This window comes from Lactiplantibacillus nangangensis (assembly GCF_005405065.1).
Classification (GTDB): domain Bacteria; phylum Bacillota; class Bacilli; order Lactobacillales; family Lactobacillaceae; genus Lactiplantibacillus; species Lactiplantibacillus nangangensis.
The window spans coordinates 62,326-76,345 of sequence record NZ_BJDI01000001.1; the positions used below are offsets into that span (position 1 = coordinate 62,326).

13 protein-coding genes are annotated in these 14,020 nt (G+C 46.7%); 4 read left to right on the forward strand and 9 right to left on the reverse strand.

The features are described from left to right. Position 1: 1 nt before the first annotated feature. Both FFM70_RS00300 and FFM70_RS00305 read right to left on the reverse strand, forming a co-directional pair. Complete coding sequence (locus tag FFM70_RS00300) at positions 2-277, reverse strand: PTS sugar transporter subunit IIB (protein WP_137614869.1); 276 nt, start codon at positions 275-277, stop codon at positions 2-4. 6 nt (positions 278-283) lie between these two features. Continuing rightward, the gene (locus FFM70_RS00305) at positions 284-721 is read right to left on the reverse strand and encodes a PTS sugar transporter subunit IIA (RefSeq protein WP_137614870.1); all 438 of its coding nucleotides are present in this window, start codon (positions 719-721) and stop codon (positions 284-286) included. A gap of 122 nt (positions 722-843) precedes the next feature. Here FFM70_RS00305 and FFM70_RS00310 point away from each other — a divergent pair, with 122 nt between their 5' ends. Continuing rightward, positions 844-2,892, forward strand: a complete 2,049-nt coding sequence (locus FFM70_RS00310) for a BglG family transcription antiterminator (RefSeq protein WP_137614871.1) — start codon at positions 844-846, stop codon at positions 2,890-2,892. A gap of 176 nt (positions 2,893-3,068) precedes the next feature. Here FFM70_RS00310 and FFM70_RS00315 read toward each other — a convergent pair whose 3' ends face one another. Then, positions 3,069-5,687 carry a cation-translocating P-type ATPase gene (locus FFM70_RS00315; RefSeq protein ID WP_137614872.1) on the reverse strand — a complete coding sequence of 873 codons (2,619 nt, stop codon included), beginning with the start codon at positions 5,685-5,687 and terminating at the stop codon, positions 3,069-3,071. A 315-nt stretch (positions 5,688-6,002) separates the two neighbouring features. Between FFM70_RS00315 and FFM70_RS00320 the strand changes: the two genes are divergently transcribed. Continuing rightward, complete coding sequence (locus tag FFM70_RS00320) at positions 6,003-7,553, forward strand: bifunctional metallophosphatase/5'-nucleotidase (RefSeq protein ID WP_137614873.1); 1,551 nt, start codon at positions 6,003-6,005, stop codon at positions 7,551-7,553. 195 nt (positions 7,554-7,748) lie between these two features. Here FFM70_RS00320 and FFM70_RS00325 read toward each other — a convergent pair whose 3' ends face one another. Then, complete coding sequence (locus FFM70_RS00325) at positions 7,749-8,687, reverse strand: AEC family transporter (RefSeq protein ID WP_137614874.1); 939 nt, start codon at positions 8,685-8,687, stop codon at positions 7,749-7,751. Positions 8,688-9,219: 532 nt separating this feature from the next. Next, entirely contained in the window at positions 9,220-10,080 is an 861-nt protein-coding gene (locus tag FFM70_RS00330; protein ID WP_137614875.1) for an aldo/keto reductase, read from the reverse strand. Between the two features lie 142 nt (positions 10,081-10,222). On the opposite strand from FFM70_RS00330, the gene FFM70_RS00335 reads away from it, so the two are divergent. Both FFM70_RS00335 and FFM70_RS00340 read left to right on the forward strand, forming a co-directional pair. After that, positions 10,223-10,975 (forward strand): threonine/serine exporter family protein, encoded by a 753-nt coding sequence (locus FFM70_RS00335; protein WP_137614876.1) that lies wholly within the window; start codon positions 10,223-10,225, stop codon positions 10,973-10,975. Between the two features lie 15 nt (positions 10,976-10,990). Next, a complete protein-coding gene (locus FFM70_RS00340) occupies positions 10,991-11,470 on the forward strand; it encodes a threonine/serine exporter family protein (RefSeq protein WP_137614877.1) in 480 nt (159 codons plus the stop codon). 68 nt (positions 11,471-11,538) lie between these two features. Here the strand turns inward: FFM70_RS00340 and FFM70_RS00345 are convergent, their stop codons facing one another. The 4 genes from FFM70_RS00345 to FFM70_RS00360 form a co-directional block, all read right to left on the reverse strand. Beyond that, positions 11,539-12,366, reverse strand: coding sequence for an undecaprenyl-diphosphate phosphatase (locus FFM70_RS00345; RefSeq protein WP_137614878.1), 828 nt, complete (start codon positions 12,364-12,366; stop codon positions 11,539-11,541). Positions 12,367-12,539: 173 nt separating this feature from the next. Beyond that, positions 12,540-13,058, reverse strand: a complete 519-nt coding sequence (locus FFM70_RS00350) for an O-acetyl-ADP-ribose deacetylase (RefSeq protein WP_137614879.1) — start codon at positions 13,056-13,058, stop codon at positions 12,540-12,542. A 2-nt stretch (positions 13,059-13,060) separates the two neighbouring features. Then, the gene (locus FFM70_RS00355; protein WP_137614880.1) at positions 13,061-13,642 is read right to left on the reverse strand and encodes a TetR/AcrR family transcriptional regulator; all 582 of its coding nucleotides are present in this window, start codon (positions 13,640-13,642) and stop codon (positions 13,061-13,063) included. Between the two features lie 22 nt (positions 13,643-13,664). Beyond that, on the reverse strand, positions 13,665-13,988 hold the full coding sequence (locus FFM70_RS00360) for a magnetosome magnetite crystal formation protein family (protein WP_137614881.1): 324 nt from the start codon (positions 13,986-13,988) through the stop codon (positions 13,665-13,667). Positions 13,989-14,020: the final 32 nt, after the last annotated feature.

The window sequence follows — 14,020 nt, forward strand, 5'->3', positions numbered from 1 at the left end:
CCTACTTTCCTACAAATGGGGCCATCTTTCGTTCAATTTCATTTGCATCCATTAAGCTTTGAATCCCAATAACTGGGGTTTTAACGCCTTCGTCTTTAAGTTCTTGGGCAACATCACTCAATGAGATAATTAGGTCACCATGGAAGCTACCAACGGCATCGAGACTGGCATGTTCACAATCAACATCCCAACCATTCTTGCTGGCCACGTTACGAACTTGCACTGTTAACATTGTGCTGGTACCCATACCATTGCGACACGTTACTAAAACTTTCATAATTAATCACCTTTCATTAACTAGCTTGACGACATCATCAATATTCTGTGCCTGTTCGATATTCTCAATCAGACCAGGCTTTTGTAAGACGTTGACCAATTCTGCCATTTGGTTCAAGTGAACGTCATCCCCCACTGAACTAAGCGTGAATACTAGTTTCACTGGATCATTGACCTTATTACCAAACGGCACTGCTTTGACCAACACCGATAGCCCCAAACCATTCTTGATTGCACCATCTTCGACTGCTGCATGTGATAAAGCAATCTTGGGTGCAATCACGATATAAGGGCCATCCTTTTGTGCAATTTCAATCACACGTTCCGGATAATTAGCAGTTACAAAACCCTGATTAACTAAGGGTTCTGCCGATTTCCTAATTGCCGCTTGCCAATTACTAGCCCGAACGTTTAATTGAATTAAACTAGGATTAAGTAACTGCATCTCTCCACCTCCTATGTGCTTTACTTAACAAAGGTTAGTTTACTCTTGATAAAAGCGCTTACAAGTGCAACAATTGCAGATAGATTAGTGCAACTATTACACTACGAAAGGAAGTCACTGTCTTGTCACTAGAAACAATCAAGCACGGTAAAGCTGTTTTGAACCTATTACTGGAACCTCAAATCTACGTTAGCTTCGATAAAATCAATAGCAGCTTGCACATTTCAAGACGCACCTTCTTTTACACGGTCAAGAAACTAAATGACTATTTAGCTGACCGCGACCTAGACCCCATTCAGAATATGAAGGGTGTGGGCTACTATCTATCGACCGACACAAAAAAGGCGCTGTTGCAGGAATCACAACAGGCCGCACCAGCTACACCAGTATTTCCACAACAGGAACGCCATATTCTAATCATGCTGTCCCTGGTTAATGGCGATAAAGTTTCACTCGAAAACACTCAACGCCGTTTTAACGTCACGCACCATACTGCAGTCTCTGACTTTAAAGCATTGCGTGAATCAGTCAAGAAGTACCATTTAACGCTGGTATCATCATCCGCTGGTACAACAATCAAAGGTATTGAACGTGATCAACGTAATTGGTTTTTAACCGCCATTAGCGATCATGGAGCACTCATCAATACTGTTTTGGCCATTGACCCGGAAATGTCATTAAAAATCACGGAACTACTGCGTCAACTAGAAAAACAAACCGGCAATTATTTCAGTGATGATACGCTAACTATCTTTATTACCTTTTTTTGTTGGTATCTCAACCGGTTGACGAATTCAAACGAAAACCACTTGTTATCATCTGCAGATAAGGCGTCATTAGCACATGACACGCTGACGGACTGGGCACGCTCGCTTCTGTCTATGTATAAGGTCGAAAGTGAGGAAGAAGTTGCGTTTATTACCTACTTAGTAAAGAGTGGACAATTTGTTCATGTTAATACTAACAACAGTATCGCCCAGACTATCCGTCCAATCGTTAAACAAGTAATCATTCGTTTTAACGACTTGTCGGGTTCAGACGTTTCAAGCAATACCTTGGAAGTTCCATTGCTGACGCATCTACTATCTACCTACTACCGGGTTAAATATCACATCAGGTTTAAACAACCCAGTTTAAACTTGATTATGAAGCAATACGACGAACTGGTCTTTTTCACCCGAATGTCGTTAAAACCTTTTGAAGAGTTAATCCATCAGTCGTTATCAGATGAAGAGGTCACGTTAGTTGCCATCTATTTTGGTGGTATGCTCCGTAGCCAAAGCAAAAATGACGCCACCGTTGAAGTTGTATGTTCCAGTGGCATTGGTACGTCCAGAATCCTATACGAGGAGTTAACACGCCGCTACCCGAACGTGCGCTTCTCAAAACCAATGAGTGTTTTCAAGCATAAAAATAGTAGTTTAGTCACTGTTCGCCTAATTATCAGCACAATTAAGCTCTCAAAGGACTACCAAATACCGGCCATTGTCGTTGCTCCTATCCCGACACCGGTACAATGGCAACAAATCAATCAAGAACTTGCCAAGTTAGGTCTTATCAATAAGGCTTCAAATACACTCACCGTTACTAATCTAATGGACTTAATCAGCGAATACGCCAGAATTACTGATCCAGTTGCATTAGAATCAGCTTTAACCAATCTAATCTCTAAAAATAAAGGCCCGGCCAAGCCTTCGTTAGACGGCAATTTTGGTCTCAAGAGCTTGTTGCCACAAGACAATATTCAAATCAGTGATGACGCCTTCGACTCCTGGAATCAAGCCATTCAACTTTCGTTTAAACCGTTATTAGATAACCAGTCCGTATCGCCTAATTATGTTACTAAGATTATCGACTCGACTAAGAAGTTTGGTCCATACATGGTCATTGGTAACGGGGTTATGTTAGCCCATGCCCGACCAGCGGATGGTGTTAACAAAATTGGGATGTCCTTACTCATTCTCAAACATCCAATAGAACTATACGATCAAAACGAACAGACAAACAAAGAGGTAAGTGTGATTATCGGATTAGCCCCAATCGACGCCGCAGAACACGTTCTAGCCTTATCACAATTAGTCAAATTACTACAAAAGCCCAACTGGTTAACTACTGTTAAAACAGCCACCGACACCACGGCCGTCTATAACAGTTACATTGGCACACTTTAACGCTCAATAAAAATGCAAAAAATGTTGTTACTGACCGAGTAGTACAGTCAATAACAACATTTTTGCTAGTTTAACATCATTTTAACAAATCATTTATTTCAACCTTGTTGTTTTTCGGCATAATCTGAATAAACTAGTAAATACATTCCAGCAATTGAATCAAAAATAAATTATGGTTATTCCACCAAATCCGGGTCCGCCACAATCCCTTGACGACGCCGGTGCCAGCGCTTGTTTAGTTCTAAAACAATTGTTGGCACAAACATTCCTACAATCGCAATCACCCAGCCACTCGCCGGTAAAGCGACTAACCCGATCAAATTGCGCACTCCCGGAATCGCCGCGATCGCAATGACGACGGCAACGCCCACAATCAACGCCCGATTTAACGTTGGATTACGTTTCAAACTCATCAGCGATAGCGGTTGCCGATCCTTGATGGCATAAATATCGATCATTGATCCCACGGCCAACACGAGGAAGACCATCGTCATCCCGACGGTTGCTTGGTTAGCGCTTAAGACAAAGCGACCGAGCGCGTAAATGCCTAACGTTAAAATGGTAAACGTCAACGCCCGTATGCCTAAGCGTCGACCTAAGCCGCGCGCCAAGACGCTTTCATCGCTACCGACTGGCGCTTGTTGCATAGCCGTTGGTTCACCCGGTTCGCGACTGAGATAGAACCCTGGGATCCCATCGGCCAGTACGTTGACAATTAGGAGCTGTTCCGCCAAGAGTGGCGCACCCCAACCAAACAGCACGGCCCCGACCATTAAGAAGATTTGGGCAAAGTTAACACCAACTAAAAATTCGACAGCTTTCAAGATGTTTTGATAAACTGTCCGGCCCTCCTTGACCGCTGCAATGATTGTTGCAAAATTATCGTCCGTCAAAATCATATCTGCCGCGCCCTTGGATACTTCTGTCCCGGTAATACCCATGGCGATCCCCACGTCCGCCGCTTTTAAGGCGGGCGCGTCATTGACACCATCACCCGTCATCGCAACCGTTGCGCCCGTCGCCTGCCAAGCTTGCACGATGCGAATTTTATCTTTCGGTGACACACGGGCACACACGGCAATGTCCTTGATTTGTGCCGCCAGCTCGTCATCCGACAGACTACGTAACGTTTCACCGGAAATCACTTGTTGACCATCAGTCAAAATACCAATGTCTTTGGCGATTGCCGTTGCCGTCACTAAATGGTCCCCGGTAATCATTACTGGCTTAATCCCGGCCCGCTTCGCTTCTCGAATCGCTGGAATCACTTCCGGCCGTGGTGGATCAATAATTCCCACGATACCGGCCAACGTTAGGTCTTGATTGACACTCTGCCAATCAGCACTTGGATCAGCTTGTAGTGGCATCACTTTATACCCAACCGCTAAAACTCGCAATGCCGCTTCACCAAATTCATCATGGGCTTGTTGCGCAGCCGCTAAATTAGTGGCGTCAGCGCGCAATGGCAACCGATCCAAAGCCCCTTTGACGATGACCAATTGTTGTTCATCATTTAACTCGTGAACGGTCGTCATCATTTTCTTCTTGGAATCGAATGGATCTTCAGCGACCCGCGGATAGTCTTGTTCAAAAGTTGCCCGACTTGTGTTGTTATGGGTTAACCAACGCACGATGGCTAATTCAGTCGCGTCACCCAAGGTTTGTTCGACCCCGTCGACTTGCTTGATTTCAGCATTAGTTGCCAAACCTAAGGACTGCATCAGTTGCCGTCCTGCCGCTGGCACTGGGTCAGTCGCGGACAAAATACCAGTTTTCGGCGTCCAATATTTAGTAATGGTCATTTTATTTTGTGTCAACGTTCCGGTCTTGTCAGAAGCAATCACATCGATGCCACCAATCGTTTCTACGGCACTCACACGACGCATGATCGCATTGCGTTCAGCCATCCGTTTGACCCCGTGCGATAAGCTGATCGTCACGATGATCGGTAACGTTTCTGGCACCGCCGCGACCGCTAAAGAGATCCCAATCATTAAACTATCGGCGATACCTTGATTTTGCATCCAGATACTCAAACCGAAGATCATCAGCCCACCTAAAACGGCAAAAGTGGTCAACCAACCTGAAAGTCGGTTCAGGCGACCTTGCAATGGTGTCGCGCGTTTTTTCGTTTTATTCAACAGCCCCGCAATTTGGCCTAATTCCGTAGCCATTCCCGTTGCCACGACTTGAATCACGGCCGTGCCACCCGTGACCGCCGTCCCCGCAAAGGCTTGTTGCTCGGCTGTTGGGCTAGTGCCAATCACGAGACTGTCCTTTTCCACCGGCACGCTTTCTCCGGTCAAAACGGCTTCATCAATCGTCAAGTTCGTACTTTCAATCACGACCGCATCCGCTGGTACTTGATTGCCAGCTTTTAATAAGACCAAGTCGCCTGGCACCACTTGTTCAGCCGCAATCGTCTGAGTGACATTGTCGCGCCGCACCGTGGTCGTTGGCAAACTCATGGATTTCAAGGCAGCCAAGGCCTTTTCTGCCGAGGCTTCTTGATACAAGCCAATGGCAACATTAATAATTAAAATTGACCCAATCACGACGGTCTTCATCCAACCGCCATTTTGGGCGATTGCCATATAACTTGCGAGCCCCACTGCGAACAATAGGACTAGCGACGAGACATCGCTTAAATGTTGCCAGATTTTTCGCCATAATGGGGGCTGCCGACTAGCAATCAATTCATTGATGCCAAATTGTTCCAGACGCGCATCGACCTCAGCTGGCTTTAATCCAGATTTCGGCGTTAAGTTAAGGTTGGTTAGCTTAGCGTTGCTCATAATTTTCTCCTCTACTGTGATTATCGTTCCGATTCCTATCACCTAATGATAGCGCAAACATTTAGTCGATTCTTGCCCAGATTATGAAGAAAGTTTGTCCATGAGGCTCGATAAGGTTGGTTAATTGAGCAACCAAAGCAAGTGTAACGTTTGATGATTACGCCCTTTTTACACAACTATCCTTAGCTTAAGTTGCAGGTGAATTTGCCCAGCCAACCGCTATCTTAAAAAATTTAGATTGTAAACTGTCCTGATTAACTTAATTAGCGTTAATATTGTTATAATAGATTTTAAATTATAGTGGAGGCCTGCCGAATGCAAATCAAATTAATCTCAACCAGCGACGTCCATGGTTATTTAGCGCCCACTGACTATAGCCAGCGCGACCGTGTCGTACCTTTTGGCCTGAGTCGTGCCGCAACCATGATTCAAAAATTAACGGCTCAAAACGATGACGACGTCTGGCCAATTGTGATTGAAAACGGTGATTTCGTGCAGGGCTCACCGTTAACCTACTTTATCGCCCGCCGACATCAAGAAGCTGCGCCGCTATATTCCCGTTTAGCGAACTGTAATCACGTTCAAGCGGGCGTCTTTGGCAACCACGAATTCAACTATGGGCTCGAATTCCTCGACCTATGTGAATCTGCGCGACACTATCCGATGCTGGCCGCTAACATTTCCGACGACTTGAACCGCAAGCTGTTTGCCAAACCGTACACAATTATTGAACGGGCTGGCGTCAAAGTCGCGATTCTTGGTTTAACGACCCAGTTCGTGTCACGTTGGGAATTACCGCGCCATTTAACCGGACTGCATTTTGCCGATGTCGTCGAAACCGCTAAAAAATACGTGCCAAAGTTGCGCGCACTCGCGGATGTCGTCGTCGTGGCTTATCACGGTGGTCTTGAACGCGATCCAGTTACTGATCAACCAACCGAACGGCTCAACGGTGAAAACCGCGGCTCGGCGTTACTCGCAGAAGTTCCTGGTATCGACGCCATGATTACCGGCCACCAACACCGCCGTTTAGCGGTCACGGTGCATGGCGTGCCCGTGACACAACCGGGAATGAAAGGCACCAACGTGGCTATGATCACGCTCGATTTGGATGACCATAAACAAATCACCAAACGAAAACCGGAAGTCTTTAGTGTTAAGAATAGTGCTCCGGACGCCGATATGATGAACTTGTTAACCCCAATCAATACTAAAATGGAAGATTGGCTGGACACCCCGTTAGGCAAAATTAACGGCAGTATGCTCGTCCACAATCACTTGCAAGCGCGGCTACATAATCATCCGTACCTCAACTTTATTAATCAGGTCGAAATGGCCGCGACCGGCACCGATATTGCCGCCACAGCGCTCTTTAACGATGATGTTCCTGGCTTAAAGCAACACGTCACCATGCGTGAAGTCATGAATAGCTATGTCTATCCAAATAAGCTCGCCGTTGAAACCATCACTGGCGCCGACTTAAAACAAGCTTTGGAACGTTGTGCCAGTTATTTCTTACTGGTCGCTGATAAAGTTATCGTCAATCCCGAATTTTTAAAACCGAAATTACGCCATTATATTTATGATGTTTATAGCGGGATCGACTATACTTTCGATTTAACGCGGCCAATTGGTAAGCGGGTCGTTCAACTGGATTACCATGACGCCCCGGTGCAACCTGACCAAGCTTTGACCGTTACGCTGAACCATTACCGCGCAGGCGGTGGTGGAAACTACCCAATGTTTAGCACTGAAAAAATTGACCGGCAACTTTCTACGGATATGACCGTTTTAATTGCCGATTACTTCGCTGAACATCCCGTGGTGACCGCAGCACAGCCAACTAATTTTAAAGTGAACTACTAATCAGTCGTAGTCAAAAACGAGTCTGGGAGAAGAACCCAGGCTCTTTTTGTCGTGCTAAATATTTATAGCCGAAACGTGTTTGACGGCACTGCGGGCTCCGCTTATCCCAGTTAGGGCACCATGTGGAAAAGCCACCACATAATGCCCTAACTACGATAATGCTCACCAGCAACCCGTGCCGTCGCACACTCTTTTTTAAGTCACGTGTAGTCCCAGCATAAAAATCCCCATGGTGATCGGTGCTAGTAACGTGCTCAATAACTGCGTCGCCACATATTCATCCGCCGGTAAGCGCTGCTGAACCGCCAACATCGTCGGAATCGCTGCAGTCGGGATTGCTAAGGTGATGACCACTAATTGCTGCGTTAAGAGCGGTAATCCCAGTAAATGCATCGCCAACCAAACGACTAATGGTAAGGCTAAATTTTTTAAACCCACATTTTTCACGATGGGCCGGGTCACCTTCAGCTGATGGGCGGCTAAAATCAGACCGAGTGCAAATAACGCGACCCCACCTGCCGCTTGACCAAGTTCTGTGAACAGCGGTAGCCACTGCAGCGGCAATTTAAAGCCAACCAAATTCAAGATGAAAGCCAAAATCGGTGCCCAAACGACGGGCTGTTGACTAGCAGTCAATAAGGTTCGTTGAAGCGTCACCCACGGACTCGTCGTGGCCTCATGACCGACCAACGTTAACAGAAAAACGCTCGTCGGCACTTGGATTAAATTCATATATAGCCCACCCAAAGCCACCAGCAGAATACTAATTTTGCCGAAAACAATCAACAAGACGGACGTTCCCATGAAAGGCACCGACGGACTCGCAATCGACAAGGCACGCAAGGTAGCCGCCGTCAAAGGCACTCGCTGCAACCGCTGACTCACAATCAGTACGATTAGGCCGCCCAACATGCCGACAGCTAACCAGCCCGCCACAGCCAAATTTTCTCGAATTACGGCGCGCTTTAACGTCAAGATGCCCCCAAACAGGCTCAACGGCAACGCGTACACCATGACGAGCTGAATTAAGCTGTCGCTAGTATTGGCCGGAAATTGCTGTCGCCAACCAGCGATAAACCCAAGTCCTAACGTCACAACAATTGGTAAAATTGCTAATAATAACGTTGCTAGCATGTCGACCACCCACTTCATTTGATTAAATCTTTCTGAGTGTACCACACTAGCCAACCTGACTCGGGCGCTTGGTGCAGGCATTAAACCAGCTAAACTTATTTTTAGTCGATCTAATCAGACTATCACTTCAGAATCGTAAAGGGCCAGTACTAAAGCCTTTCGATTCAACGTTTTTTGCTCGTGTTGAAATTATCGAAACATTAATTTAGTTATTTTTCATTGAGCAACTGGCTTAAGATGCAACCTAATCTGTAGCCAATCGAAATCGCCGGAGGTCGGCGCTGATGGCATCGGTCGTGCAGGTGGCGTTAGAGCGGCGCTTTTTGCCGGTCTTACACCACGGACCGGCCGGGACAATTGCGGTTTTGGCAACTGTTCCGGGCGAGGGGGAAGACCGCTCTTCAGGCTTCCCCCGGTCCCACGACCGCATGCCATCAGCGGCGACCGGAGGCACTAATTCCCCCAAAGCTCAAAAACGCCGCCAAACTCAGACAGTTGTCTAAGCTTAGCGACGTTTAATTATCGATTTAAATTAGAAATCAACTTGATCAGGATCGTTGGCTAAACCAGCTACCCCGTGCATCCCATCGATAGTTTCCATATCAGTAGGACTCAATTCAAAGTCGAATAACTCAGTATTTTGTTCAATCCGGTCTGTGTGAACAGACTTTGGTAATGGCAAGAAGCCATTTTGTAAGGACCAGCGTAAAACGATTTGCGCAACACTCTTTTGGTACTTGTCGGCAATCGTCTTCAATTCTGGAATACCAAAGATTTTCCCAGTGCCAAGTGGACTGTATGCTTCGGATAAAATGCCATGGGCTTCGTTATAAGCCACAACATCCGCTTCCATGTCACTTGGGTTCAAGAAGATCTGGTTCACAGCTGGGACCACTTTGGCCGTCTTCAATAAGACATCCAAGTGCTTTGGCCGAAAGTTTGAAACACCGATGGCCCGGACTTTACGACTCGCATAAAGTTCTTCCATGGCTTTCCAAGTATCCGCCGTCAATTGTTCAAAGTTATCCCGCATTGCGGCTGGATTTGGCCAATGAATCAAGTAGAGATCCACGTAATCTAAGCCTAATTTTTGTAATGACGTCGCTAAGGCCGCTTTAGTGGCTTCGTAGCCATGATCTGCGTTCCATAGCTTGGTCGTCACAAATAAGTCTTCACGCGCAACGCCACTATCCGCGATGGCTTTACCAACACTTTCTTCGTTGCCATAAGCAGCGGCCGTATCGATATGCCGGTAACCAGCCTTTAAAGCAGCAAGGACTGAGTCATATGCGACTTGACCATCAGGGGTTTGCCAAGTTCCGAACCCAACAATCGGAATCTTCGTCCCATTATTTAAGCTATACGTATCGGTGAGCTTTGTTAATTCTGTCATCGAAATGCCTCCAGTATTTTATTTACCCTTTGATTTTCCCGTACTTTGGGGCTAATGGTCAAGCAATCTGTTCCTAAACGAGTGACGCGTCGCCAGTTTCGTGAGAAAATACAAGTATTCAATTTCAAAGGAAGTGCCCCGCATGACTGAGCCCAAATTATTAATGCAAACAACGTTGCTGGCTGGCGCAATTCTACTCGAAAATGGGGCCGAAATTGCGCGGGTTGAAGATACGATGCACCGGATTGCAGCCAACGCCGGTTATCCTGAGGCGCAAGTTTTCGTCCTCTTGACGGGTATTACGGTTTCCTTGCCTGAAACTGACGCCAGCCAAGTTCGGGCCATTCATCAACGTGGGATGGACTTAGAAAAAGTTGATCAAGTTAATACGTTGTCCCGCCAGTTCGCCAATCAAGAAATTGATCTCAACCAATTTGCCGACGCTCTCGCGCACGTCAATCAGGCTGTACCGACCTTTCCATTCAGCTGGTTAGTGCTAGCCGCGTTAGTCGTTAGCGTCACGTTGATGGTCGCCTTTACTGGGCACGCCACCCCAGCCGACCTCATCACTTGTGGCTTAGCCGGTATGGCTGGGTTTGCCGCCTATTATTGGGTGAACCGCCTCGCACACATCCGCTTCTTAAGTGAGTTTGTGGGTGCTTTTCTGATTGGCTTCATCACCCTAATTGGCTTTTATCTCACTAAAAATAATTATCATCCCGATGCTATTATCATTGGTGCGGTCATGCCGCTCGTCCCAGGCGTCGCCATCACAAACGCGGTGCGCGACACCATGACTGGCAACCTACTCAGCGGTCCCGCCCGTGCCATTGAAGCCATCTTATCGGCTTGTGCGATTGGACTGGGCATCGCCTTAACATCGATATTTTACTAAAGGGAGGCTTACGCCATGTGGCATTGGCTTTTAACAACTGGACTTTTGCAAACGATTCTCGCTTATCTCGCCACAGCGGGATTTGGCGTCCTATTAAATATTCCACGGCGCGCCGTTAATCTCAGTGGTTGGGTCGGGGCAGCGGGTTGGCTCACGTATGAAGCCCTCTATCAAGTGTTACCTACCACCATCGACGTCAAACTCGCCATTGGGAACTTAGTTGCGGCCATCGTTATCGGTGTCGCCAGCGGACTAGCCGCTCATTACAAGCACATGCCGATGATCATTTTTAACATTCCTAGTCTGGTCCCACTAGTGCCTGGCGGGCAATCCTATCGCGTGGTCCGCAACTTAGTGACCGGCCACCCCGAGATCGCCAACCAATACTTGGCACAAGTCGTCATCATTGCCGGTGTTATCGCCATTGGCTTTCTAGTCGCCGAGTTCATCAATCGCATGACTTGGCATCTGGCCCAGAGTTTAAAACAGCTGTAAAAAACACCACTTTAACCTAGCAACAACGGCGCTGCGGTTAAAGTGGTGTTTTAGACTCATTTCAGTTTTTAGTGAACTAAGGTAAAGTAGGCGATCACCAAAGCCCCTAAGACGATTCGGTACCAACCGAAAGCCTTAAAGTCATTCTTCTTAATGTAGTCTAACAAGAAGCGAATGGATAAGTAGGCAACGACGAAGGAAACGATGACCCCAACGGCCAACACAGCCCCTTGTAACCCAGCTAATGAGTTACCATGGTCAAAGTACTTATACAGCTTCAACAGTGACGCCCCAAACATCGTTGGAATCGCCATAAAGAAAGAAAATTCAGTAGCCACATACCGCGATGTCCCAATTAAGATTGCCCCTAAGATTGTGGCACCGGAACGTGATGTCCCTGGCACTAAGGAAAGTAATTGGAAACAACCGATGAAGAGCGCTGTCGTATAAGGCAACGTCTTCAAATCGCCAAATTTCGGTGATAATTGCTTATTATGATTTTCAATGACAATGAAGAGAATCCCATAGATGATCAAGGTTGCCGAAACGACTGCCCAGTTCATCAAATGTTCATCCATCCAGTCGTTTAATGGCAAGCCAATAATGACTGATGGAATCACAGCTAAGATGACTTTACTCCATAAAATCCAAGTGTCATGCTTTTCAGTGCTACTCTTTCGAGGTGATAACGGATTTAATTTATGGAAATATAGCACAACCACCGCCATAATGGCCCCTAATTGAATCACAACGTTGAACATATCTGTAAATTGCGTTGACTGTTGCATCTTAATGAACTCATCAACCAACACTAAATGTCCAGTGGAACTAATTGGTAAGAATTCGGTAATTCCTTCGACAATCCCCAGGATCACCGCTTTAATCATATCTAACAATGTCAGATTCCTTTCTTTTAAGCTGGGCGCACCCCATGCTGCTCAGTTTGATTACAACTTCCCCGACAACTCATCTCGCTAGCAATCTTTGCTCGCTAACGAGTTTAAGCTATTTAATTATAGCAATGCTCGGCCCTAGTGAATAGCGTTTGAAAGTAAGGATTTTGTAAAGTTTAGGCCGATAACGCTGTTAGCGCGGTATCATAAGCCTTTTTAGTTTGGTCATCAAAGCAAACAATCTGAATCAATTGAACGTTTTGAGCCGTCGTCAGAGCGGTATCCCGCAACGTTCGTAGCGCAATTTCAGCGGCCACGGCTAATGGAAAATGATAGACGCCCGTACTGATTGAAGGAAAAGCAACCGTCTCACAATCATGGACGGCCGCTAAATTCAAACTATTTCGGTAGCTGTTTGCTAATAACGTCAACTCATTGTGCTGCCCACCGCGCCAAATTGGTCCCGGCGTATGCACCACATATTTGGCCGGCAACCGAAAACCAGGGGTTATTTTAGCCTCACCGGTAGCACAACCATGCAGTGGCCGACAAGCAGCCAACAATTCTGGTCCCGCCGCGCGATGAATAGCGCCGTCGACCCCACCACCACCTAGTAAGCTCGTGTTGGCGGCATTCACAATGGCATCAACTTTTAATTTGGTAATATCACCTAAAATCACTTCAAGCTTGGCCATCATTATTGCCCCCTGACGATCAAGTCAACACTCGCCATGGCTTGCTGTTTCAATTGGGCACCGCTCGGATGCTGCTTGGCTAAGACTTGCAACCCAGTCCGAACTTGCATCAAGCTGGCCGCAACGGTTGCGACTGACACCGCCAAATCACTCGCATGCGGACTCAGCAACCCCACAAGTCGCGTTTGTAAATTGGCATAAATGGCTTGCGTTTGGTTGGCAATCAGTTCGTCTTGATCGCCTAATTCTGCCATCAAGTTGACCATCAAACACCCAGCTGGCCAACGATCACTCTGAAACGGCATCAACAAGCAATCGGCTAATAACGCTGTCAGTGGCGTGCCCATCGCCTGATTGCGTTGGATGAGTTGCGTTAACTGATCATCTAAAATGGTTTCATAAGCTTGTAAACTTCGACGTAAGGCCACGGCTTTACTCCGATAATTGCGATAAAATTGGGACCGCGATAACTGGCCGACGGTAATCAGCTCATCTACCGTTGTCTGCGCATAGCCATGTTGCCAAAATTGGATCATCATTGCCGTAGTCGTTGCTTGCGGCGTTAATTTTTGTGAGCTTGCCATCTCGACGCACCTCCTAAAAAAGCTACTCGCTAACTAAATATTGAATTCCACGAATCAACGCATATAGCGAACTGCCTAGTGCAATCACGGCTAAAACCGATAGCAACGCAATAGCTAACCAGCCGCTGTGTACCAAATTATCCATGTAAAAACCAGAAACGGCCAAAACGATTAAAAATACGATTCCCATAATCATTGGCAACAGTTGTACCCAAAAGGCACGGGCGGCTGGACGATGAATTTCTGGATTATCCCCAGTTAGCGCCCACACGATCAATGGAAATAACACCGGTAGAAATAAAATACTCAAATAGCTCAAACTATTAATCACACGATTGCGTGTCATAAGGTCCCCACCCTTCGTTAAAGTTACCCTGA

Bases quoted from the DNA above. Each gene is read 5' to 3' on its own strand.
- FFM70_RS00300 (WP_137614869.1), bottom strand. From the start codon at position 277: ATGAAAGTTTTAGTAACGTGTCGCAATGGTATGGGTACCAGCACAATG.
- FFM70_RS00305 (WP_137614870.1), bottom strand. From the start codon at position 721: ATGCAGTTACTTAATCCTAGTTTAATTCAATTAAACGTTCGGGCTAGT.
- FFM70_RS00315 (WP_137614872.1), bottom strand. From the start codon at position 5,687: ATGAGCAACGCTAAGCTAACCAACCTTAACTTAACGCCGAAATCTGGA.
- FFM70_RS00320 (WP_137614873.1), top strand. From the start codon at position 6,003: ATGCAAATCAAATTAATCTCAACCAGCGACGTCCATGGTTATTTAGCG.
- FFM70_RS00325 (WP_137614874.1), bottom strand. From the start codon at position 8,687: ATGCTAGCAACGTTATTATTAGCAATTTTACCAATTGTTGTGACGTTA.
- FFM70_RS00330 (WP_137614875.1), bottom strand. From the start codon at position 10,080: ATGACAGAATTAACAAAGCTCACCGATACGTATAGCTTAAATAATGGG.
- FFM70_RS00335 (WP_137614876.1), top strand. From the start codon at position 10,223: ATGACTGAGCCCAAATTATTAATGCAAACAACGTTGCTGGCTGGCGCA.
- FFM70_RS00340 (WP_137614877.1), top strand. From the start codon at position 10,991: ATGTGGCATTGGCTTTTAACAACTGGACTTTTGCAAACGATTCTCGCT.
- FFM70_RS00350 (WP_137614879.1), bottom strand. From the start codon at position 13,058: ATGGCCAAGCTTGAAGTGATTTTAGGTGATATTACCAAATTAAAAGTT.
- FFM70_RS00355 (WP_137614880.1), bottom strand. From the start codon at position 13,642: ATGGCAAGCTCACAAAAATTAACGCCGCAAGCAACGACTACGGCAATG.
- FFM70_RS00360 (WP_137614881.1), bottom strand. From the start codon at position 13,988: ATGACACGCAATCGTGTGATTAATAGTTTGAGCTATTTGAGTATTTTA.